Genomic DNA, 22,454 nt, shown 5'->3' on the forward strand with positions numbered 1-22,454 from the left:
ATAAGATGAAAACGTTTTACAGCATATTATTCTTTATCATATTTATTGCACATCAAAATGCTACTGCGCAATTAAAAATTGACTCTTTTGAGTCTATTGAAAGTAATATGATTATTGCTCCAAAACCTTTGGTTGTGTTCATTCACACAGATTGGTGCATGTATTGTAAAAATATGGAAAACACTACCTTTAAGAATAATGATGTTATAGAAAAACTAAACAAAAATTTCTATTTTGCTTCATTAAATGGCGAAAGTCATAAAACCATAAAATTTCTAAACAACTCCTTTCGTTTTCAACCTAATGGAAATAAAACCGGAGTACATCAATTGGCCCGCGAACTTGCCACAGTCAATAATAAAGTTGCATACCCAACTCTAACCATTTTAAATACTAAATACGAAATCATATTTCAACAGCAATCCTTCTTAAGCGCTAAAGACCTTATTAAGGTATTAAATAAACTTTCTAAAAATGATTTATAAAAAAATAACCCTATTACTTCTTGTATTTGCTCTTTTTTCTTGCAAACAAGAATCAAAAGATCCTAATCAAAAGTTACAGGTAGTGACCACCACCTCAATGATTACTGATTTGGTTAAAAATATAGGAGGAGATCATATTGATGTGGTCGGTTTAATGGGTAGCGGCGTGGATCCACATCTATATAAAGCTAGTGAAGGAGATGTAACCAAACTTGTGAATGCTGATGTTATTTTTTATAACGGCTTACACCTGGAGGGAAAACTTGTAGAGGTGTTTGAAAAAATGGGAACTCAAAATATTAAAACTATTGCAGTAGGAGAAAGTTTAGATAAAAACACTTTGATAGGTTCAGATTATTTTGCCTCTAATTATGATCCTCATATTTGGTTTAGTGTTCAGAACTGGAAACTTATAACCACTTACATCACTAATCAACTTAAAGAAATAGACCCAAAAAATGCAGTAGCTTTTGAAGCTAATGGAAAAAAGTATTTAGCCAAACTTGATCAATTAGAATCAGGTTTAAATAATACCATTGGAAACCTACCAAAAGAAAACAGAATATTAGTTACGGCACACGATGCTTTTAGTTATTTTGGAAAAGCGTATGACTTTAATGTTGTAGGTTTGCAAGGATTATCGACAGCAACAGAAGCTGGTGTGCAAGACGTTCAAAAACTTGCAAATTTTATTATTGAAAATAAAGTGAAAGCTATTTTTGTGGAAAGCTCAGTTCCAAAACGAACTATAGAAGCTTTACAAGCTGCCGTAAAGTCCAAAGATCACGAAGTTGCTATTGGAGGAACATTGTTTTCTGATGCACTTGGTAATGCAGGAACTAAAGAAGGCACTTATACCGGAATGTTTGAATATAATGTAAACACGATAGTTAATGCCCTTAAATAGTATTAGTCCTAGCTATTAACAAAAAATAGTTATATGTTTAAATAAATGAAAAAAAACGCAGTACAAATAGATGACCTAACCGTAGCTTATAATTACAAACCTGTATTATGGGATATTGATCTTACCATCCCTGAAGGAGTATTAATGGCAATTGTAGGACCAAATGGTGCAGGAAAATCTACACTGATTAAATCAATTTTAGACATTATAAAACCCATTGCCGGAAGTGTTCAAATTTATGGGAAACCATATAAAAAACAGCGATCTCTTGTAGCCTACGTACCTCAAAAAGGAAGTGTAGATTGGGATTTTCCTACTACAGCATTAGATGTAGTAATGATGGGGACTTACGGAAGCTTAGGCTGGATCAAAAGACCAGGTCAAAAAGAAAAGAAAGCTGCATTAGAAGCTTTAGAAAAAGTAGGAATGCTTTCTTTTAAAAGCCGCCAAATAAGCCAACTTTCGGGTGGACAACAACAAAGAATATTTCTAGCCAGAGCTTTGGTACAAAATGCTTCGATATACTTTATGGATGAACCTTTTCAAGGAGTAGATGCTACCACAGAAAAGGCAATTATAAATATTTTAAAGGAATTAAGAAAAGCTGGAAAAACTGTAATTGTAGTACATCACGATTTGCAAACAGTACCAGAATATTTTGATTGGGTAACCTTCTTAAACGTAAAGAAAATTGCAACAGGACCTGTCAAAGACATCTTTAATGATGATAATCTAACTAAAACATACGGAATTAACTATAAGGTTAGTATACAACAATAATCCTTCAAAGGTTTAAAATTGAAGTTTTAGAAGATACATTTTGTTATCACATAAAACTTCGAATTATAATCTAAAAACCATGGACTTAACAGAATACATAAAGCTTGTTTTTACAGATTACACCTTACGTACGATCACATTAGGTACTGCAGTACTTGGTGCTATATGCGGAATGTTAGGAAGCTTTGCCGTATTAAGAAAACAAAGTCTTCTGGGTGATGCGATCTCACACGCAGCATTACCAGGTATCGCGATCGCTTTTTTAATCATTGAGACCAAAAATAGCTCTATTTTCTTACTAGGTGCACTAATCAGTGGTTTAATAGGGACTTTTTGGATCAGAGGGATTACTAGTAAAACACATCTTAAATCTGATACTGCATTAGGACTTATCTTATCGCTGTTTTTTGGATTCGGGATGCTTTTATTAACCTATATCCAGAAAATGCCCAATGCTAATCAAGCTGGACTCGAAAGTTATCTTTTTGGTCAAGCGGCAACACTTTTAGAAAGCGATGTATGGCTTATGGTTATTATTACTGGGGTAAGTTTGTTGATTCTATTACTCTTTTGGAAAGAATTAAAACTACTACTCTTTGATGCTGATTATACCAAAACTCTGGGTTTCAATACTCGTTTTTTAGATATTCTGATTACTACATTTATTGTAATTGCCATCGTTCTTGGATTACAAACTGTAGGTGTCGTATTAATGAGTGCGATGCTTTTAGCTCCTGCAGCAGCAGCACGACAATGGACTAACAACTTAGCTATTATGGTTATTCTGGCTGCAATTTTTGGAGCTTTTTCAGGGGTTGTAGGCACTGCCATTAGCGCCAGCCACAACAACCTATCAACAGGACCTGTTATTGTACTTGTCGCTGGAGTATTTGTATTATTTTCGTTTATATTTTCTCCAGGTCGTGGATTGTTATTTAGAGAAATACGTTTTAGAAAAAACAGAAACGATCTACAATTACATAAAACATTGTCTTTTATGTATAACATTGCCAAAAATCACGAAGATATAACGCACCCTCATGCAATCAAAATCTTGAATAATTTTCAGGGATTCACTAAAAGATCTCTTCAAAAATTAGAAGATAAAGATTATGTAAAAATCCAGGGGAGTATGTGGTCTATGACTGAATCAGGATACAAAACAGCATCTAACCTGTATGATCAACTAATAAGAAATAAAGATGAGTAATGCACAAATTGAAATACAATTAATTGCGAGTCTTGTAGCCATAGCTTGTGCCATTCCCGGAACTTTTCTGGTACTCAGGAAAATGGCTTTGATCACTGATGCTATCAGCCATTCTATTTTACCAGGTATTGTTATTGGTTTTTTTATCACTCACGATCTCTCCTCTCCTCTACTCATTATTATGGCAGCTGCGAGCGGAGTACTTACTGTTGTTCTCGTCGAGTTTATTCAAAAAACTGGTTTAGTAAAAGAAGATACTGCCATCGGATTGGTTTTTCCTGCTCTTTTTAGTATTGGTATTATCTTGATTGCACAGAACGCTAATGATGTTCATCTTGACATAGATGCTGTATTATTAGGTGAACTTGCTTTTGCTCCTTTTGATCGATTGATTGCAGGAGGAATAGATTTAGGTCCTAAATCATTATGGATTATAGGCTCTATATTACTAATCACACTAGGGTTACTTTTTGCTTTCTTCAAAGAACTAAAAGTAAGCACATTTGATGCTGGACTTGCCTCAGCATTAGGATTATCACCAGTAGTGATGCATTATGGACTTATGACGGTTTCTTCAATTACTACAGTAGGAGCTTTTGATGCTGTTGGGGCCATTCTGGTTATTGCCTTAATGATTGCACCTGCAGCTACCGCATATTTATTGACAAATGATTTAAAGAAAATGCTTGTACTAGCTATACTGTTTGGTGTAGGAAGTGCAATTGCTGGATATTGGGTAGCTCATGGATTAGACGCTTCTATTTCAGGTTCTATGACTACTGTTCTTGGTTTAGTATTTTTACTAGTATATCTATTCGCTCCTCAAAGAGGTCTATTTTCTGTACTATACAGACAAAAACAACAGAGGATTGAGGTATCATTACTCACGTTTCTTCTACACTTGGGCAATCACGAAGAAGAACAAGAAGAACGTCATGTGAAACATTTAAATGAACATATCAATTGGCAAAAAGTACGATCCAAATCTGTACTGGATTTAGCACTAAAAAATAATATGATTACCATTGATAATGATATTGTTTCTTTAACTGAGAAAGGACAAAACTTTACAACTGAAGCTATTGACTATATAGTTACAAATAAAAATTCTGAAATCGAAAATATGAAAGATCGCTTCTTCTTATTCAGAGGTTGATTTTTCCCTCATTTTTTTAAGTCTTATATTTATACATTAATAAGGTTTAGATTATGAAAAATGTATTTCACCTGCATATTTTTATACTATTATTCTCTTTTACCGTAGTTGCTCAGGAGAACCCTGTACGACTCATAGAAGAAGTGCAAAAAAAACGTACAATTCTATATGTACAAAATGATACAGATACGGATAAGAGTGTTTTTCTAAAAGTAAATCCAATTGGGTATCGAAGAAGTGCTCAACGCCCGGTTATCAAAAATATTCCTGCAAAAAGCAAAACACAAATATTAATTTTAATTCCTTTAACAGATGTCGATTCTCATTACACTTATGATCTTATCGTAAATGAACAGCTCAAAAATATTGATGTTGATCGAAGCAAAAATACCAGAAAAGAAGCTCCAGTTTCTTCTATACTTCGATCAGAAATTATAATATTCACAAAAAAAGGGTGTAAAAAGTGTGAGCTACTCATTTCAAAATTAAAAGAAAAACACATTAAGTATAGAGAAGTAAATATTGATACTAAAAGTCGATATCGAGAATATTTATGGGAACTATTAAATCGTGACGGATATGATAAAAATACAATAGGTGTTCCATTAGGAATAATAAAAGGAAAGCTTCAATATCCTATAGATGATTTGGATACCTTTATCCTATCTGTTTCTATTAATTAAATTGAGTCTATACTCTCAGATACTTCTTATTTAATTTTTAAACAAAATATTGTAACAATATAAGTCACTTTGATACTTATAATTGTACAACCTGGCCACTATGAAGACTTTTTTTATTATACTAGGTAGTTTTTTAGTCCTTGGGATTGCTGCCGCCATTGCATTATTTTTATTTTTTAAAAATGCTTCTAAAGTAGAAATACACCCTGCAAATTCTGAATTATCTATCGAACAACATACGGATCAACAAAAAATTGATACGATAGTTAAGTATGTAAAAAATTACCCTAATAACACGCAACTATCATTTGCTTTTATCGATGGAGATGCTGTATCATACTATGGTATTTTGAGAAAAAACGACACGTTGACTACGGTAAAAAATTCGGATTCTATTTTTCAGATTGGTTCTATTACCAAAGTGTTTACTTCTACACTACTTGCAGATTTTGTTGTAAATGAAAAGGTTGATCTAGAAGAACCAATTCAAGAGTTTCTAGATATCAAACTAAATAATATTGAAAAAGAGGGAAAATTTATTACTTTAAAATCGTTATCTAATCATACTTCGGGTTTACCAAAACTCCCTTCAGGAATGATGTTAAACTCAATTATAAATTCTGATGATCCTTATAAAAAATTCACACAAGATAAATTTGAAAAACATCTTATAGAAAAGATGAGCCCTAAGACCGTACCTGGAACAAAGATGGCCTATTCTAATCTAGGAGCTGGCTTATTAGGTCATATTCTTTCTTCAATATCTAACAAAAGCTATGAAGAACTCCTTCAAGAGCGGATATTTAAACGTTTTGATATGACTTCCTCTTCTTCATTACCATCTTCTTTTAATGAAGATCAAATAGTATCTGGCTTAAGCGTAAAAGGAACATCTATTCCTGCCTGGAATTTTCCTAGTATGCAAGGAATGGGTGCTATTTATTCTAATGTAGAAGATCTTTCTAAGTTTGTTACAGCCAATTTTTCGCAAAACGAAACGCTTGATTTTCAACGAATCAAAACATTTGATAACGGCAATCGCATGGATGTTGCCTTGGGCTGGATGATTATTACTGCTAAAAACAATAAAGAATATTATTTTCATAACGGAGCAACAGGAGGATATATGTCTTCAATGATACTTGATATGGACACAAAAAAAGGAGTCGTTATTTTATCTAATGTAAATTTTAAGCATCCTGATAGCAAAAAACTGGATAGGCTTTGCTTTAAGTTAGTAGGAATGTAAAACCCTTATAGTTTCGGATAAATATTTCACATTACGCCTCTACCACTTTAGTTTTAGAAAGAGTATCGTGCCACCCGCTATCATCTGCCAAAAATGAAAATGCATCAAAAGGTATAAACCTACATAAAGTACGCACAAAAATCGTCCAGGCATCCGGTTTATTACCTTGTTCATCTACTACTTTGGTACCTGTAATTAGTTTACCCAAGGTCCTTCCCGTTGTGATTTCAAAAAAGGTGTAATAAATCATCCCTCCAACAAAAGTAAAGAAGTAGTTTATAAAAATGTTATCTTCTTCAAAAGCGGTAAGAGAATCAGGAGACCAAACAGCTAGTATAATACCTAGCAAAACCCCTAAGACTACATTAAATATCAATAAGAAAATAGTGTCTAAGATGTGGTTTGCGAACCTCTTATCTCTACTCGCAACTTTACTACCCAAATCTCGGGTAACTGCTAGTTGTTCTTCTTTTTTCCCGAGTTCAATATCTTGTTCATAAGTAGAACATTCATTTTCAAAATCGGCTATATCATTTGTTAATCCACAAATGATTCCTTGTTTCATATCAAATTTTTGATTCACACAGATTTTACAAAATCTTAGATGTTCTTGTCTTGTCATAGTCCTGGTTATGCTAGTATTTTAATTATTCCATTATATACTAGTGTCATAACTCAAGGAATTGTTACCTGTGTTTTTTGCTTTATTTTATTTTAGCAGCAACTTATTGAAAGTATTTTTAATATAAACACTAAAAGAAATTACTCTTATAGGAGGATATTTACATTCTAGATTACAGGTTATTTTCAGGTAATTCTGCTCTGAGTTTCTGGGCAGCTCCTTTCGTTTTTTCTCCGTTAGGCTCTGCTTTAGCACTAAACTCTTTTATTTCTTCAATATAAGGTTCTAGTGCTTTATTATCCAGGCTTGATAAAGTCACCAAAGCATTATACACACCATTTTTATTAGCTAAGTCGGCATTTCCTGCTTTTAAGATTTCCCAAGCCATTTTTGAGTCATCTTTCCAACCAGCAGTAATATCATTATAGGCATTAATTCTTTCTGCTTTTGATTCGCTAAATAAAGAATGAGCAAGTTCATCTCTTTTAGAATTTAGTGTAGACATTGCAAAAGATTTTATCTCCTCTGCTTCATCAGACTCTTCAACAATTTTAACCAAACCAGGCCCTTCATCTTTTAAGACTATCAACACTGCTTTTATAGCTAATTTTTTCCTTACGGGTTCTTTACTAAGTAATGCCTCAAAAAACTCAGATACTAAACCAACCTGCCCAACTTTTGAATTTATAGAAGAAATTTCCTTCTGGTATTCAAATTGCTTCTCTGCCAGTTGATTTTGAAGATTTGCTATGGTTTCATTAGAATGTATTTCTGCTTTTTGTTGCGTACTTGAGAATTCGTGCCCGGCATATGCTATTGCTAACGGAATAAGAATACTGGTAATGATTTTAATCTTATCCCAAGAGTCTTTCTTTTCCTTGGTATCAATCTTTTTTTTAATAGTAGTTATCTCCTTGTTTAAATCTTCTATTGTCATAATTATGTGTGTTGGTTAAATGAATCCTTAAATCTTGTTCTAAGATATTATTTATTTAACCAACTAACAATAAGATAATTACACCATAGATATTATTACCTGTATCTTTTAATTTTTTTAACAATCCTTCGCTCAAACTCCTTAATAGTTCTATTTCTATAATCCTTGTCTTTATGTATCGAAACAAATCTGTATGCAGTAATAAGTTTTAATTTGGATTGGTTTTCATCTCCAGAGATTTGTATATCGGCAAAAGAAGATTTTATTCTAATCGTATCTTGATTTCTTATCATATCATCGTCTAATATGATGGCTAAAGTATCTGTTTGCCCTTTATAGTGAAAGATATTCGTTTCACTATCAAAATCAACTTGCCCACTATATTTATTGATTCTGTTAACTTCTTTCATTTGAATCATATTCAATCTTGAAACGAGCTCTCGTTTAGAAAAATCAAATTGATATTCCTTATTTATATCTATATATTTTCTTTCTTCTCGAGGTATCATAGTTGTTGACATAAAAGCCAACGAAGAAACTATAATAAGCATCGTTGATAAAACAGGTTTCATATTAACTTTCCACTCTTGTTTAAACACCTGATAAGAAACAAACACACTTATTAGAGCTATATAGTCTGTATAATCAACAGTACGATAAACAGGTATTCCTGCGGTATTGATCACATCAATCACGGGTTGAAAAAATTCACTTTTCCAAATCATAAAAAATAACGCAGTCAGAATATGAATACTTCTTTTTTGTTTGTAAAAAATAGCACTTAAGAAAAAAGGGAAAGCAAATAATCCTGCAAAATCAGATAGTTTCCCGGTCAAAACATTATGAAACATTGATTTTAAAAACCAATCGTTTATGATGAGAACGAATACACTAATAATAAAAGTTGGGTTTTTTATCTTATCATTCGTTATTCTCATAAGCCTGACTTTACATTTTTACTCGATCGGTATGCATAAATCTATTATGCATTTTTTTTGTGGGTGTTCATTATAATTATTGTGATATATTTCAAACGGATTTTGTTCTGATTTCTTATATCCATTCTCATTCATCCATACAAAAAGACTACTCCAGGATTTTTCGAATTCATCAAGACCTATTACCATATGTGCGACAATATATTTTCCTTTTTGGATAGTTGTAATACCTACTTCTCCTTTTGTTTCTACTGGTTCTTCTAAAAGCAGGCAAGCGCTCATTCTTACTTTATCTGGTGTAGTAACTTTAAAACTATCATAATAAATAGTTGCCATTTTTAGATTTGGGTTATCCATAAACCCTTTAGGCCGTGCCCATTTCATTAATTTTTCAAAAGCATCCCCTAATCCATCAACTCCAATATGAGTAATATAGGCCAGATTCATTTTTGGCATTTCTTTGATTTCAATATTTGCGTTCATAGTAATCCAATTTTTATGATTATCAACATTGCAAATGTACTTTTCAAAGATCTGTTCTATTTGACCATTCTTGCTTTTGACTTTACATATCTTGCTATATTTACTTGGGCTTAACCTTCTAAACTCTGAAGGAGATACTCCATAAAATTTTTTGAATGCTCTGGTAAATGATGAATTACTGTTAAAACCATATTTTAAAGATATTTCAGAAATAGGTATTTCCTTTCTTCTAAATAATATAGAAGCTGTTTTTTCGATTCTTTTACGAGTGATATATGTATTTAAGGTTTCATCAGTTATTGCCTTAAAAATTCTATGAAAATGAAATGGTGAATAATTCGCCGCCTGAGCAATTGTTTCTAATGACAAATCTGCATCTAGATTATCATCTATATAGTTCAAGGCTTTATTAAGGCTATGAATATAATCTTCTGTTATTTCGATTTTATCAGATTTCATCATTATAAAAACAAATACATCATAAAGATTGAAGATCCTTTATCAAATTTTGTGTTACTCTTTTGATTGTTGATTGCTTTGAAGCTATCGCAGATTTAAGTTCTTCATTAGGTTCTGATGACATATCTTCGACAGAAGACAATGCTTTAAGATACCATTCACTCCAGGCACTTATAATATCTATCTCCTCCTCTATTGGGGCTCCTTTTTTTATAGCTGCCTTACTAAGTTCAACTTCATCTGTAAGACGTTTCATCGCTTTAAAATTAATAACTGCTAATACATGTCTCGCTGTTTCTTCATTAGCATTTAAGAATGTATATGCACTGACCAAAGCTGCGGTTCCTACATTTTTCATAGTTTCTTGAGATACTTTATCAATTCTATCATTATCTGTATGATAAAACTGATCTGTAAAGTGCCATAGTAATAGTCCTGGGATATCAGCTTTTAGAAACGGTACATGATCACTACCTCCTTCAAATGGATTTGTATTTACTTCCCAATTTGCATAATCTCCTTGTGCCTTGAAAATCTCAATGATAAAATCATTTAAATAATGCGGTTTCATATCCTCAAGAGCTAATTTTTTACCACCCCATTCTGAATGCTTGTCATTACCTCTTGTCCAGATTGCGCTAGGGTCAGGCATTTTTTCGATCAAAAAAGACCCTCCTGTAATATCAGTATTCTCTCCTACCATATCCAGACTTATCCCCCATTTTATAATAGGATTACGTTTTTCTTTTTCGTTTACATATCGTTTTGTGGACACTATCTCGTCTCCCCACAAAAATGTCAATGTACGTTTTAGCTCCAACTGATTATTAGTAATCAATTCTGCAGACAATGCTGCCATTTCTAATTGTGTTCCTACTCCTGTAGCGTTATCATTAGCACCTGGTTCCTGGATATGCGCACTAAAAACCAAGCTTTCTTCAGGCAGTTCTGATCCTTTGATATTAGCAACTACAGTTAATTCTTCTGAAGGATATATATTAGTAGTAATATCTACTTTAACCTTAGTCATTCCGTTAACTAATGAGGATTTTAATTTCTCTTTTGCCTCATAAGATAAAGCAATACCCCAAGCATTAATTTTTTCTCTTTGAGGAAATCCTCTAAACTGAATAGAAGTTGTGTTTTTCTCTGGTTGTAAATATGAAGGGTTATTATAGGTAATCAAACCTATGGCTCCACCGTCAATTATAGCTTTTTTATACAGTTTATAAGGTGACATTTCTGCGAATACAATTTTTCCCTTAACATCTGTGCTTTCTATTTCTTCTGGAGTTTCTATATAAACCACGTCTCCTATTATTCCTTCTTCTGGTGTTGAGATAGAGTTTATATAGATCATATTTCTATTGGTTGTAAAATCCAATATTTTTTGATCATTATCTACTAAAGTAAGACTTGCATTTACAGGTTCCCAAGTAGGGTTTTCCAATGGTCTTTTCTCTATTCTGTATACTAATCGATCCTCTGGATTTGCTTTGCTTTCTAATACATACCCTGCTTTTTCTAATTCTGAAGCTATTTTATATACACTCTCATTAAACCCTTTATTTCCTACTACTCGCCAAAATTGTTCTACAAAAGCAGTGGTTTTATAGGCTAAGTTTCCACTAAATTGAGGTCTTACTATATCAAAATAGTATAAAGTATTTGTTGCCGGGGCAACTTCCTTTTTGCAGCTAAAAAAAGTAATACTCACTATTATTGATAATATTATAGTTTTAAATTTCATGGAACTCGAATTTTTAAGATGATGAATATATTAATAATATTATTTACCTCTATTTAAAAAACGATATAAAAAAACCACGGCAGAACGTCGTGGTTTTTTCAAATCTTATGATGTGTCAATTCCAAAGAATTGAAATTTATATCATTTTAAAACTCTCTATTAGCATCCCAAGCTTCTAGATAATCTTTTACTCGCTGCACAAATTGTCCTCCAAGTGCTCCATTTACTACTCTGTGGTCATATGAGTGTGATAAGAACATCTTGTATCGAATACCGATAAAGTCACCTTCTGGAGTTTCTATTACGGCAGGTACTTTTCTGATAGCTCCAAGTGCTAAGATTCCAACTTGTGGTTGATTGATAATAGGGGTACCCATAATACTACCAAAGGTACCAACATTGGTTACAGTATACGTTCCTCCCTGGATATCATCAGGCTTTAAAGCATTATTACGAGCTCGATTTGCCAAGTCATTAACTGCTTTGGTCATCCCTACCAAATTAAGTTGATCTGCATTTTTAATAACAGGAACAATAAGATTACCGTCAGGTAATGCAGCTGCCATACCTAGGTTTATATTTTTCTTCTTGATAATAGTGTCTCCAGATACAGAGATATTCATCATCGGGAAGTCTTTTAATGCTTTAGCTATAGCTTCCATAAAGATTGGAGTAAAAGTAAGATTCTCACCTTCTCTCTTTATAAAATCTGCTTTTACTTTTTTCCTCCAGTTCCAGATATTTGTTACATCTGCTTCAATAAAAGATTGTACGTGAGCTGATGTCTGTACAGATTCTACCATATGATGAGCAATAAGTTTGCCCATTCTCGTCATCTCTATGATTTCGTCTTCTCCAGATGCTACAACTGGTGTAGCTTTTGGCGCTTCTTTTTTAACCGGAGCAGCTTTTTTAGGTGCTTCTTTAACTTCTTCTACAACAGGTTGCGCTTGCGTTTTTCCATTTTTACGATCTTCTACAAATTGCAAAATATCGTTTTTAGTTACACGACCATCTTTTCCTGTTCCTTTAAGTGCTTCTAGCTCTGCTACAGACACTCCTTCTGTTGCAGCTATATTCTTTACTAACGGTGAGTAAAACTTACTACTCCCAGAAAAATCAGTTACACTACCTGTCACTGTTTCTGTAGTCGCAGCGATTTCAGTTTCTATTGCTACTGCTTCTTTTGGAGCGGTTTCAACTTCTACGGTAGTTTCCTGTACTGCAATATCTACAGAGCCTTCACCTTCGGTTTCGATAATAGCTATTGTTTGGCCTACTTGTACTACATCGTCAACCTCAAAAAGTTTTTCCAGCAGTACACCTTCAACCTCACTAGGTACTTCGCTATCTACTTTATCTGTCGCAATTTCTACTACTGCATCATCCAACTCGATAGTATCTCCAACTTCTTTTAACCAAGTTGTTATTGTTGCCTCTGCAACACTCTCACCCATTTTTGGAAGTTTAAGCTCAAATTTTGCCATATCCTTAATCAAAAGTGTTTATAAGTTATATTTTTTGCGAATTTAATTAAAATTCGGCTTTAAAATTAATTTTTCTCTATTAAAGTTTGTTTAAAATATTACAACCTCTCCTTTTCCATCACTAAAATCACTCCCCACTATATAATTGCATTTTTTGGGTCTTATCTTAAAAGTACAATGGTTACTTTTTAGATTTTGCATTTGATTAATGATTTCTCCAAAAGTAATATAATCGTTATCAAAGATAATCTCGATATTTTTATCTCCCAAATCTTCTATAGATTCTAAAGATGTGCTTATCACATTTTTATTAAGTTTAGCCGAGATTTTCCGAGCCAAATCGCTATTTTCTGATATCAAATAATATTGATCAATGGTTCTTTTTTCTTTATCATAATTTCGCAAAGATTGTATTATTGAAATAAATCGTATTCCTACTGATACTAATACGTCTAAAACCCAATTACTCTTAAAGTGTTTTTTATAAAATAATCGCATCGCACCATAGAATCTTCGAATATATGTTGCATTACGATCAGTACTTTCTCCTTTATAATGAATCACCGCCAGGTTTCCCAAATAATAGTTTTCCAGGCCTTTCTTTTTTATTTTGTAAGATAAATCGATATCTTCTCCATACATAAAATAATCTTCATCAAATCCTTCTACCTCCAAATAATCTTTTCGTTTGACTACAAAAAAAGCGCCAACCAGAATATCGATATCTCCTATTCCTTTTTCTGATACGTGATCAGCATAATAGTTTTTTACTTTTCCTAACTTAATTCCAAACAACCTCCTAAATGAGGTTAAAGGTGATGGTATATTACGTTTGCTTTCAGGAAGAAAATTTCCTGTTCCATCGATCAATCTTACACCAACCAGACCAGAATGAGGAAGATCCGGTATTTTCTTAAGCACTCTGGTAAAGGTATCTTCTCCAACAACAGTATCTGGATTCAAAATACAGATATATTCTCCTTTTGCTATTGCTACTCCTTGATTATTAGCTCTGGCAAATCCTATATTTTCTTTATTTTCCAGTAATGTTATTTCTGGAAATCGTTCTTTTACCATCGCACAACTATCATCTTTGGAATCATTATCTATCACAATGATTTCTGCATCCATACTCGCAATGGCTTCCTGAACACTTAGGATACATTGTTCAAGAAAATAACGAACATTATAATTAAGAATGATGACAGATAGTTTCAGAATATACTTTTTTTAAATATCAGATAAATATTATGAACTTTTTAAGGCATTTTCAAAAGGTATTCGGTTCAAAATACTTCTTCCCAAAGTTATTTCATCTGCATATTCTAATTCATCATTAACTCCAATACCACGAGCTATTGTAGATGTTTTAATCTCTACTCCTTCTAATTGTTTATAAATATAGAAATTAGTAGTATCTCCTTCCATAGAAGCACTTAGAGCAAAAATCAATTCTTTTATTTCTCCTGATTTTGCCTTTTCTATCAGTGATGCTATTTTTAAATCTTGTGGTCCGATTCCATCTAGCGGACTGATTTTACCTCCTAGAACATGATACAATCCTCTATATTGTCCTGTACTCTCAATAGCCATTACATCTCTAATATCTTCTACAACACAAATAATATCCTGATTTCTGTTATGACTACTGCAAATATCACAGATATCTATATCACTAATACTATGACATTTCTTACAGAACTTAATTTCTTTACGTAACGTTCCTAAAGCTTTTACCAAATGCTCTGTTTGGGCTTCTGGTTGCCTTAATAAATGTAATACCAATCGTAATGCTGTACGTTTACCTATTCCAGGTAACTGAGACATCTCATATACTGCATTCTCTAATAATTTTGAAGAAAATTCCATAGCTGTACAAATGTAGTATTTTTTGGTGGATGAGTCCAGAAGACTGATTTTATTTGAATAAACAAGAAAGTAAAACTATGACTTTTTAAACACATTTGGTAAATGCAGAATTTATATCTATTAATCTCAAAGATTTTGTAATCAATGTAATTTTCGAACGACGAATCCTCCAACTTCACTATTTTAAACTCTGCCAAATAAAACTTAACATCCATGATATTAATAATTCTTTTTATTGCTGCCTGTTTTCTTGCATATAGTAATGGGGCTAATGATAATTTTAAAGGAGTTGCCACATTATTTGGCAGTAAGACTACTAATTACAAAAAGGCAATAATTTGGGCTACTGTCACTACAGCTTCTGGTTCTATAGCCGCTATTTTTTTGGCAAGTAGTTTAGTTAAAAACTTCTCTGGAAAAGGTTTAGTTCCTGACACCTTGATTCAAACCCCAGAATTTGCCATTTCTATTGCTTTAGGTGCAGCTATCACTGTTTTTTCTGCAACAAAAATAGGAATGCCTGTATCAACAACTCATAGTTTGGTAGGCGCTTTATTTGGTAGTGGAGTCGTTGCGGTAGGTACCGCTTTTAATTTTGAAAAACTTGGAAATACGTTCTTAATGCCTTTGATTGTAAGCCCTCTTATGGCAGCAGTTATTAGTTTAATAATATATACCATTTTTAGAAAAATAAGGATTCACCTAGGAGTAACAAAACAAACCTGTGTTTGTATTGGTAATGAATATAAACCAGTAATAAAAACAACTGGTACCCATGAGTTTACAACTACTCAATCAGAATCACAGAATCCTGTTAGAATAATGAATGAACAGGAATGTGTTGAAAGGTATGAAGGAAATTTTATTGGAATTAATTCTCAAAAAATATTAGATGCTGCACATTATCTAAGCGCAGGGATCGTAAGCTTTGCCAGAGGTTTAAATGACACCCCTAAAATTGTAGGATTATTAATAGTTATTAATACATTAGATATTGAGTGGGGTATGATGGCTGTAGCAGCGGCAATGGCAATTGGAGGTTTATTAAACGCAAAAAAAGTAGGAGAAATGATGAGCAAGAAGATTACTCCTATGAATAGCGGACAAGGTTTTACTGCTAACTTAGTTACAGGTCTTTTAGTAACAACGGCTAGTATACATGGGTTACCCGTTTCAACAACTCATGTATCTGTAGGTTCTATTTTTGGTATTGGAACTGTTACAAAAAAAGCGGATATTAAAGTTGTACGCAACATCCTATTATCCTGGGTATTAACTCTACCAATTGCCGCAACTTGTAGCGCTTTAATTTATTGGCTTTTTCTTTTGAAATAGGTTTTAAAAATATTGATATTACCAAGACTGAGTATTCTACCTTTTGGTTTTTTTCTAGGTTTATTCAATAACTTATTAGATAATTTAAGACTTTATCTATAAGTTATATAATTTCATCTTGTATTTACCATTAAAACTATAAATACACTATTTTTTATAAATCTTGAATACTAATCTTCTTCTTACCTTAAAAACTCATTAGTATTTTATTATTTTTACTTCAAACAAAAAACGATGTTTGATTCTCTTTCAGAAGGAGCCCAACTTATCCTGACAGTTATCGGAATTGCGGTATTATTTGTTCTTGTCATGTGGAACACAAAGCGAAATAAGAAAAAATTATATGGCCGCAATAAGCGCAATTTTAGAAAAAACTATTTTGACAAAAAGAAACAAAAGTGATTTCTGACTGGTTATTATTTGCAGTAATCATTGGAGGTGTATACACATACATTAATATCAAAAAAGCTTCAAAAAATATTGCTAATCACACAAAAACAAACAAAACGAATGAAAATATACACAAAAACAGGGGATAAAGGTACTACGGCATTGTTTGGTGGTACTCGAGTGCCCAAACATCATATACGTATCGAGAGCTATGGTACTGTAGATGAATTAAACTCCCATATTGGTCTTATACGAGATCAAGATATTGATGATCTAAGTAAAAAAATGTTAATCAATATACAAGACAGGTTATTTACAGTTGGAGCAGTATTAGCAACTGATCCTGAGAAAGCTGTTTTAAAAAGTGGTCAAAAGCGATTAAATATACCTACAGTTTCTGAAAAAGATATCAAACTATTAGAAACGGAAATCGATCGAATGAATACATCTTTACCTCCTATGACGAATTTTGTACTGCCGGGAGGCCATCAAACCGTGTCATTCTGTCACATTGCCCGCTGTGTATGCAGAAGAGCCGAGCGTTTAGCCACGGCGCTCTATGAATTAGAACCTTTTGAAGAAACCACTTTACAGTACTTAAACCGACTATCTGACTATCTATTTGTACTGGCACGAAAGTTGTCCAACGATCTACAGGCAGAAGAAATTAAATGGGTTCCTGAGAAAGAATCATAGTATTTTCTAACAGCTATAAGATTAACAATTGAAAACACAATAAATTCACGTTCTTATAATTATTGTTTAAATAATTAATTTTTTACTTGACTTTTTAAACTAAAAAATTATTTTTGCAAAAAATAAAAAACCAGTAAGCATATGTATTGGACATTAGAATTAGCATCCTACCTAAGTGATGCACCCTGGCCAGCTACAAAAGACGAATTGATAGATTATGCCATTCGTACTGGAGCACCCTTGGAGGTTGTAGAAAATCTACAGTCGATTGAAGATGAAGGAGATTCATATGATTCTATAGAAGAAATATGGCCGGATTATCCTACAGATGAAGATTATCTTTGGAATGAGGATGAATATTAAAAAATATTGAAATAGTATTAAAAGTCTCGCAAGAGGCTTTTTTTTTGCGTAAATTACGCCACTTTCGTGCTATACGTTTAGCTCGCAAGTATTGTATAATATGGCCACTTGAGGCCTGAGATAATAAACCGATCCAAAAAATCCGGATCTGGTCTGAATGCTACCTCATAGAGGTTCAACCAGTTAATTTCATTTTTGAAATTAAAATCTCAATAAACACACAACCATAAATTATGGGAATTTTAGATTCTGTATTAAAAGTATTTGTTGGAGATAAATCCAAAAAAGATATAAAAGAAATTCAACCTAAAGTTGAGTTGATCAAAAAAGCAGAAAAAACTGTTGAAAATCTTTCTCACGATGAATTACGTGCTAAAACAATAACATTTAAAAATAAAATAAATGAAGCACGTGCCGAAATCAATGCCAAAATAGATGCATTGACTGAAGAAGCTAATGTAACCGAGGATATTGATAGAAAAGAAGATATTTATGGTGAGATCGATAAATTGAAAGAAGAAGCTTATGAAATTACTGAAAAGGTACTAAATGAAATTCTTCCTGAGGCTTTTGCTGTTGTAAAAGAAACCGCAAAGCGTTTTGCAAATAATGATTCTATTGAGGTTACTGCCTCTGCTTATGACCGAGAGCTTTCTGGTGCCAAAGAGCACATTACTCTTAATGGAGAACAAGCTATATGGTCTACGAGCTGGGATGCTGCCGGTAAAGAAGTTAAATGGGATATGATCCATTATGATGTACAGCTTGTTGGAGGTATCTCATTACACGAAGGAAAAGTTGCAGAGATGCAAACAGGAGAAGGTAAAACATTAGTAGCTACCCTTCCGGTATATCTTAATGCATTATCTGGTAACGGGGTTCATCTTGTAACTGTAAATGATTACTTAGCCCGTCGAGATAGTGAGTGGATGGCGCCAATATTTCAGTTTCACGGACTTACAGTAGATTGTATTGATAATCACCGCCCTAATTCAGCAGAAAGAAGAGCTGCATACAATGCAGATATTACTTATGGAACCAACAATGAATTTGGTTTTGATTATCTGCGTGATAATATGTCTCATGCGCCTGAGGATCTTGTACAACGCCCTCATAACTACGCTATTATTGATGAAGTTGATTCTGTATTGATCGATGACGCTCGAACACCTCTTATTATCTCTGGCCCAATACCAAAAGGGGATATTCATGAGTTTAACGAACTAAAACCCAAAATTGCTGACATCGTATCGGTACAACAAAAATATTTGACTACCGTTTTAGCCGAGGCTAAAAAATTAATCAAAGAAGGTGATAGTAAAGAAGGTGGTTTTAAATTATTACAAGTATACCGAGGAATCCCTAAGAATAAAGCACTTATCAAGTTTTTAAGTGAAGAAGGAGTTAAACAGTTGCTACAAAAAACTGAAAACTTCTATATGCAGGATAATAATCGTGAAATGCATAAGATTGATGCAGATCTGTATTATGTTATAGAAGAAAAAAATAACCAAATTGATCTTACGGATAAAGGAGTAGAATATTTATCTGGTAAAGATAATCCTGATTTCTTTGTTCTTCCTCAAATCGGTATTGAAATAGCTAAAATTGAAGAGTTAGAGTTATCCAAAGAAGAAGAAGCCGAAAAGAAAGAAGATCTTTTCAGGGATTATAGTGTGAAAAGTGAGCGTATTCACACACTTCGTCAATTACTAAAAGCATATTCATTATTCGAAAAAGATGTAGAATATGTAGTAATGGATAATAAAGTAAAGATCGTAGATGAGCAAACAGGTCGTATTATGGATGGTCGTCGATATAGCGATGGACTACATCAAGCGATTGAAGCTAAAGAAAATGTAAAGATTGAGGATGCTACTCAGACATTTGCCACAGTAACACTTCAGAATTATTTCCGTATGTATGGCAAGTTATCTGGTATGACAGGTACAGCTGTTACTGAAGCAGGTGAACTTTGGGAAATTTACAAACTAGATGTTGTAGAAATCCCAACCAACAGACCTATTGCCAGAAAAGATAAAGAAGATTTAGTTTACAAGACTAAAAGAGAAAAATATAATGCTGTTATTGAAGAGGTTACAGAACTTTCCAGAGCAGGAAGACCAGTATTGATTGGTACAACCTCTGTAGAGATCTCTGAGTTACTAAGTAGAATGCTTGCCATTCGTAAAGTACCTCATAATGTACTGAATGCAAAGCTTCACAAAAAAGAAGCTGATATTGTTGCAGAAGCGGGTAATGCTGGAATTGTTACCATTGCTACCAATATGGCTGGTCGTGGTACTGATATTAAACTATCGGATGAAGTAAAAGCTGCAGGAGGTTTAGCTATTGTAGGTACAGAACGTCACGATTCTCGTCGTGTTGACCGCCAGTTACGTGGTCGTTCTGGTCGTCAGGGAGATCCAGGAAGTTCTCAATTCTATGTATCATTAGAAGATAACTTAATGCGTCTTTTTGGTTCTGAACGTATTGCCAAAATGATGGATAGAATGGGCTTGAAAGAAGGAGAAGTAATTCAGCATTCTATGATTTCTAAATCTATTGAAAGAGCTCAGAAAAAAGTTGAAGAAAACAATTTTGGTGTTCGTAAACGATTATTAGAGTATGATGATGTCATGAATGCGCAACGTGAAGTAGTATACAAACGTCGTTATCACGCATTGTTTGGAGAACGTCTTCGTGTGGACATTGCCAATATGATTTATGATACTGCAGAAGTAATCACAGAAAGTAATAAAGATTCGCTGGATTTTAAAAACTTTGAATTTGAGCTGATTCGTTACTTTTCTATGAGTAGTCCGATTACTGCGGAGCAATTTGAAAAAATGGATGTTCAAAAAATTGCTGGAGAAATCTATAAATCGGCATACGAACACTATCAAGATAAAATGATACGCAATGCAGAAGCAGCTTATCCGGTAATAAAACAAGTATACGAAGATCCATCAAGTAATTATGAAAGAATTCTGGTTCCCTTTACCGATGGTGTAAAAAGCCTGAATGTAGCTACAGATCTTGAAAAAGCATATGAATCCGAAGGAAAGCAATTAATCACTGATTTTGAAAAAAACATCACATTAGCCATTATTGATGATGCCTGGAAAACCCATCTACGTAAAATGGATGAGTTAAAACAAAGTGTGCAATTAGCTGTTCACGAACAAAAAGATCCATTATTGATCTATAAGTTTGAAGCTTTTGAATTATTTAAAGCTATGATCGAAGAGGTTAATAAAGATGTAATTTCTTTCTTGTTCAAAGGTGAATTACCTACTGGTAATACTCAAGATATTTCTGAAGCTCGTCAAGTAAGAAGAAAAGAAAAATTAGAAACTACAAAAGAAGAGATTCCTAATATGGATGAGCGCGCTGCGCAAAATCGCGCTGCTGGACAAACACAACAACGTCCTCAAGTGACTGAAACTATCGTAAGAGAGCAACCAAAAATTGGTCGTAACGATAAAGTCACTATCAAGCACGTAATGAGTGGCGAGAACAAAACCGTTAAATACAAACAAGCTATCCCTCTAATTGAAAAAGGAGAATGGGTACTTGTAAATGAATAAACATTGAAATCTGAATAAATAAAACAACCCTGAAGCAAAACTTCAGGGTTGTTTTATTTTATAACCTTATAGTTCTAAGCTAGAGATCTTTTATACATTGTAAAAAATAGAAATGGTAAATATCCAACCGCAAAAATAAAAGCTCCTATAAATAACAATATTTCTGCTCCCATCAAGTGCATTATTTTAAACAGTCCTGATAAACCAATTATAACACCCGACACACAACCCAGGATAATTTTTAACCGCTCTGAAAGTGCTTTAGCAATAGCAACCTTGTATCTATCAATAGCCAACATTGGAACAAAGATTAGTAACAGTAACAAGAAACCAATTATAAAAAGCTTATTAGCACCAGGATACCAAAGCAATTTAAAAGTAATTCCAGTTGTTAACGTTAGTGCTCCAATAAATCCAATAAAATACATTAGTTTTTTCATCATAATAATTCGTTTTGAGTTTAATAAAAAAAATGTTTTACGTTCTAAATCAATCAAACCATTAGGTGCTAATTCAGAGATAGCCTCCTGTAAAGATTGATCAAATGTTTTACCAGCTTTTAATTCGCTTTCTACGACGCAACATAAATGATCCAGGATATCGTCTTGCAAATCCCGCAATTTTAATCCTTGTTTATCAACAAAGCTTTTAATCTTATCCTCTTGCTCAGCACTTAACTTCATATAACATCTAGTTTTGGGAAAATCACCCTGTTAAGTGTTATCATAAAATCTTTCAACTCTTCTAAATACGTTACTTTCTGCTCTTCTCCTTTTGATGTCAAAAAATAGTACTTCCTAATCCGTTTTCCTATATACACCTCTTCACAGGTTAATAAGCCGTCTTTCTTCATTTTTTGTAGAGCAGGATACAACGACCCATCCTTTAATACAATTTTACCATCTGAGCGTTCTTTCACCTGTTGAAAGATCTCATACCCATACATCTTACCATTTTCTGATAATAGATTCAAGACAATAACAGATAAGGTTCCTTTAAGTAGTTCTTTTGAATACATAGGACAAATATACATAAAAAAACAATACATCATAATTTGAGGTATTG

General features: G+C 33.1%; 21 protein-coding genes. 11 read left to right on the top strand and 10 right to left on the bottom strand.

The features are described from left to right. Positions 1-5 precede the first annotated feature (5 nt). The 7 genes from U0D62_RS00575 to U0D62_RS00605 all read left to right on the top strand — a co-directional run bounded on the left by U0D62_RS00575 (position 6) and on the right by U0D62_RS00605 (position 6,470). The gene (locus U0D62_RS00575; RefSeq protein ID WP_322193210.1) at positions 6-485 is read left to right on the top strand and encodes a thioredoxin family protein; all 480 of its coding nucleotides are present in this window, start codon (positions 6-8) and stop codon (positions 483-485) included. Further along, on the top strand, positions 475-1,392 hold the full coding sequence (locus U0D62_RS00580; protein WP_322193211.1) for a metal ABC transporter solute-binding protein, Zn/Mn family: 918 nt from the start codon (positions 475-477) through the stop codon (positions 1,390-1,392). Before U0D62_RS00575 ends, U0D62_RS00580 begins: the two co-directional genes overlap by 11 nt. A gap of 45 nt (positions 1,393-1,437) precedes the next feature. Continuing rightward, on the top strand, positions 1,438-2,172 hold the full coding sequence (locus tag U0D62_RS00585) for a metal ABC transporter ATP-binding protein (protein ID WP_322193212.1): 735 nt from the start codon (positions 1,438-1,440) through the stop codon (positions 2,170-2,172). 79 nt (positions 2,173-2,251) lie between these two features. Beyond that, positions 2,252-3,382 carry a metal ABC transporter permease gene (locus U0D62_RS00590; protein WP_322193214.1) on the top strand — a complete coding sequence of 377 codons (1,131 nt, stop codon included), beginning with the start codon at positions 2,252-2,254 and terminating at the stop codon, positions 3,380-3,382. Next, positions 3,375-4,538, top strand: a complete 1,164-nt coding sequence (locus tag U0D62_RS00595; RefSeq protein WP_322193215.1) for a metal ABC transporter permease — start codon at positions 3,375-3,377, stop codon at positions 4,536-4,538. Before U0D62_RS00590 ends, U0D62_RS00595 begins: the two co-directional genes overlap by 8 nt. 53 nt (positions 4,539-4,591) lie before the next feature. Beyond that, positions 4,592-5,221 (top strand): glutaredoxin family protein, encoded by a 630-nt coding sequence (locus U0D62_RS00600; protein WP_322193216.1) that lies wholly within the window; start codon positions 4,592-4,594, stop codon positions 5,219-5,221. 100 nt (positions 5,222-5,321) lie between these two features. Next, the gene (locus U0D62_RS00605; protein WP_322193217.1) at positions 5,322-6,470 is read left to right on the top strand and encodes a serine hydrolase domain-containing protein; all 1,149 of its coding nucleotides are present in this window, start codon (positions 5,322-5,324) and stop codon (positions 6,468-6,470) included. A 31-nt stretch (positions 6,471-6,501) separates the two neighbouring features. On the opposite strand, the gene U0D62_RS00610 is transcribed toward U0D62_RS00605, so the two are convergent. From U0D62_RS00610 to recR, 8 genes are all read right to left on the bottom strand, one after another. Continuing rightward, positions 6,502-7,035: an RDD family protein gene (locus tag U0D62_RS00610; protein WP_322193218.1), complete on the bottom strand. Its 534-nt coding sequence runs from the start codon at positions 7,033-7,035 to the stop codon at positions 6,502-6,504. Between the two features lie 229 nt (positions 7,036-7,264). Continuing rightward, the gene (locus U0D62_RS00615) at positions 7,265-8,029 is read right to left on the bottom strand and encodes a hypothetical protein (RefSeq protein WP_322193219.1); all 765 of its coding nucleotides are present in this window, start codon (positions 8,027-8,029) and stop codon (positions 7,265-7,267) included. Positions 8,030-8,124: 95 nt separating this feature from the next. Then, positions 8,125-8,967 carry a hypothetical protein gene (locus U0D62_RS00620; RefSeq protein WP_322193221.1) on the bottom strand — a complete coding sequence of 281 codons (843 nt, stop codon included), beginning with the start codon at positions 8,965-8,967 and terminating at the stop codon, positions 8,125-8,127. 18 nt (positions 8,968-8,985) lie between these two features. Next, positions 8,986-9,909, bottom strand: a complete 924-nt coding sequence (locus U0D62_RS00625) for an AraC family transcriptional regulator (protein ID WP_322193222.1) — start codon at positions 9,907-9,909, stop codon at positions 8,986-8,988. 19 nt (positions 9,910-9,928) lie between these two features. Further along, positions 9,929-11,659, bottom strand: a complete 1,731-nt coding sequence (locus U0D62_RS00630; protein ID WP_322193223.1) for a M28 family peptidase — start codon at positions 11,657-11,659, stop codon at positions 9,929-9,931. 146 nt (positions 11,660-11,805) lie between these two features. Then, positions 11,806-13,146 (bottom strand): dihydrolipoamide acetyltransferase family protein, encoded by a 1,341-nt coding sequence (locus U0D62_RS00635; protein WP_322193225.1) that lies wholly within the window; start codon positions 13,144-13,146, stop codon positions 11,806-11,808. A 90-nt stretch (positions 13,147-13,236) separates the two neighbouring features. Further along, positions 13,237-14,367 (bottom strand): glycosyltransferase family 2 protein, encoded by a 1,131-nt coding sequence (locus U0D62_RS00640; RefSeq protein WP_322194837.1) that lies wholly within the window; start codon positions 14,365-14,367, stop codon positions 13,237-13,239. A 27-nt stretch (positions 14,368-14,394) separates the two neighbouring features. Beyond that, entirely contained in the window at positions 14,395-15,015 is a 621-nt protein-coding gene (gene recR, locus U0D62_RS00645; protein ID WP_322193226.1) for a recombination mediator RecR, read from the bottom strand. A gap of 213 nt (positions 15,016-15,228) precedes the next feature. Here recR and U0D62_RS00650 point away from each other — a divergent pair, with 213 nt between their 5' ends. The 4 genes from U0D62_RS00650 to secA all read left to right on the top strand — a co-directional run bounded on the left by U0D62_RS00650 (position 15,229) and on the right by secA (position 21,389). Beyond that, positions 15,229-16,350, top strand: coding sequence for an inorganic phosphate transporter (locus tag U0D62_RS00650; RefSeq protein WP_322193227.1), 1,122 nt, complete (start codon positions 15,229-15,231; stop codon positions 16,348-16,350). Between the two features lie 510 nt (positions 16,351-16,860). Then, positions 16,861-17,436, top strand: coding sequence for a cob(I)yrinic acid a,c-diamide adenosyltransferase (locus tag U0D62_RS00655; RefSeq protein ID WP_322193228.1), 576 nt, complete (start codon positions 16,861-16,863; stop codon positions 17,434-17,436). A 141-nt stretch (positions 17,437-17,577) separates the two neighbouring features. Further along, positions 17,578-17,799, top strand: a complete 222-nt coding sequence (locus tag U0D62_RS00660) for a DUF2795 domain-containing protein (RefSeq protein WP_006989959.1) — start codon at positions 17,578-17,580, stop codon at positions 17,797-17,799. 233 nt (positions 17,800-18,032) lie between these two features. Beyond that, entirely contained in the window at positions 18,033-21,389 is a 3,357-nt protein-coding gene (gene secA / locus U0D62_RS00665) for a preprotein translocase subunit SecA (protein WP_322193233.1), read from the top strand. A 74-nt stretch (positions 21,390-21,463) separates the two neighbouring features. On the opposite strand, the gene U0D62_RS00670 is transcribed toward secA, so the two are convergent. Together U0D62_RS00670 and U0D62_RS00675 are read right to left on the bottom strand one after the other, a co-directional pair. Next, positions 21,464-22,072 (bottom strand): hypothetical protein, encoded by a 609-nt coding sequence (locus U0D62_RS00670; protein ID WP_322193234.1) that lies wholly within the window; start codon positions 22,070-22,072, stop codon positions 21,464-21,466. Further along, a complete protein-coding gene (locus U0D62_RS00675) occupies positions 22,069-22,407 on the bottom strand; it encodes a PadR family transcriptional regulator (RefSeq protein ID WP_322193235.1) in 339 nt (112 codons plus the stop codon). Before U0D62_RS00675 ends, U0D62_RS00670 begins: the two co-directional genes overlap by 4 nt. Between the last annotated feature and the right edge of the window lie 47 nt (positions 22,408-22,454).

It is taken from the genome of Aquimarina callyspongiae (assembly GCF_034322225.1).
In the GTDB taxonomy this organism is placed as follows: Bacteria; Bacteroidota; Bacteroidia; order Flavobacteriales; family Flavobacteriaceae; genus Aquimarina.

Excerpts from the sequence above, each read along its gene's own strand:
- U0D62_RS00575 (WP_322193210.1), top strand. The coding sequence starts at position 6 with ATGAAAACGTTTTACAGCATATTATTCTTTATCATATTTATTGCACAT.
- U0D62_RS00580 (WP_322193211.1), top strand. The coding sequence starts at position 475 with ATGATTTATAAAAAAATAACCCTATTACTTCTTGTATTTGCTCTTTTT.
- U0D62_RS00585 (WP_322193212.1), top strand. The coding sequence starts at position 1,438 with ATGAAAAAAAACGCAGTACAAATAGATGACCTAACCGTAGCTTATAAT.
- U0D62_RS00590 (WP_322193214.1), top strand. The coding sequence starts at position 2,252 with ATGGACTTAACAGAATACATAAAGCTTGTTTTTACAGATTACACCTTA.
- U0D62_RS00595 (WP_322193215.1), top strand. The coding sequence starts at position 3,375 with ATGAGTAATGCACAAATTGAAATACAATTAATTGCGAGTCTTGTAGCC.
- U0D62_RS00600 (WP_322193216.1), top strand. The coding sequence starts at position 4,592 with ATGAAAAATGTATTTCACCTGCATATTTTTATACTATTATTCTCTTTT.
- U0D62_RS00605 (WP_322193217.1), top strand. The coding sequence starts at position 5,322 with ATGAAGACTTTTTTTATTATACTAGGTAGTTTTTTAGTCCTTGGGATT.
- U0D62_RS00610 (WP_322193218.1), bottom strand. The coding sequence starts at position 7,035 with ATGAAACAAGGAATCATTTGTGGATTAACAAATGATATAGCCGATTTT.
- U0D62_RS00615 (WP_322193219.1), bottom strand. The coding sequence starts at position 8,029 with ATGACAATAGAAGATTTAAACAAGGAGATAACTACTATTAAAAAAAAG.
- U0D62_RS00620 (WP_322193221.1), bottom strand. The coding sequence starts at position 8,967 with ATGAGAATAACGAATGATAAGATAAAAAACCCAACTTTTATTATTAGT.
- U0D62_RS00625 (WP_322193222.1), bottom strand. The coding sequence starts at position 9,909 with ATGAAATCTGATAAAATCGAAATAACAGAAGATTATATTCATAGCCTT.
- U0D62_RS00630 (WP_322193223.1), bottom strand. The coding sequence starts at position 11,659 with ATGAAATTTAAAACTATAATATTATCAATAATAGTGAGTATTACTTTT.
- U0D62_RS00635 (WP_322193225.1), bottom strand. The coding sequence starts at position 13,146 with ATGGCAAAATTTGAGCTTAAACTTCCAAAAATGGGTGAGAGTGTTGCA.
- recR (WP_322193226.1), bottom strand. The coding sequence starts at position 15,015 with ATGGAATTTTCTTCAAAATTATTAGAGAATGCAGTATATGAGATGTCT.
- U0D62_RS00650 (WP_322193227.1), top strand. The coding sequence starts at position 15,229 with ATGATATTAATAATTCTTTTTATTGCTGCCTGTTTTCTTGCATATAGT.
- U0D62_RS00655 (WP_322193228.1), top strand. The coding sequence starts at position 16,861 with ATGAAAATATACACAAAAACAGGGGATAAAGGTACTACGGCATTGTTT.
- U0D62_RS00660 (WP_006989959.1), top strand. The coding sequence starts at position 17,578 with ATGTATTGGACATTAGAATTAGCATCCTACCTAAGTGATGCACCCTGG.
- secA (WP_322193233.1), top strand. The coding sequence starts at position 18,033 with ATGGGAATTTTAGATTCTGTATTAAAAGTATTTGTTGGAGATAAATCC.
- U0D62_RS00670 (WP_322193234.1), bottom strand. The coding sequence starts at position 22,072 with ATGAAGTTAAGTGCTGAGCAAGAGGATAAGATTAAAAGCTTTGTTGAT.
- U0D62_RS00675 (WP_322193235.1), bottom strand. The coding sequence starts at position 22,407 with ATGTATTCAAAAGAACTACTTAAAGGAACCTTATCTGTTATTGTCTTG.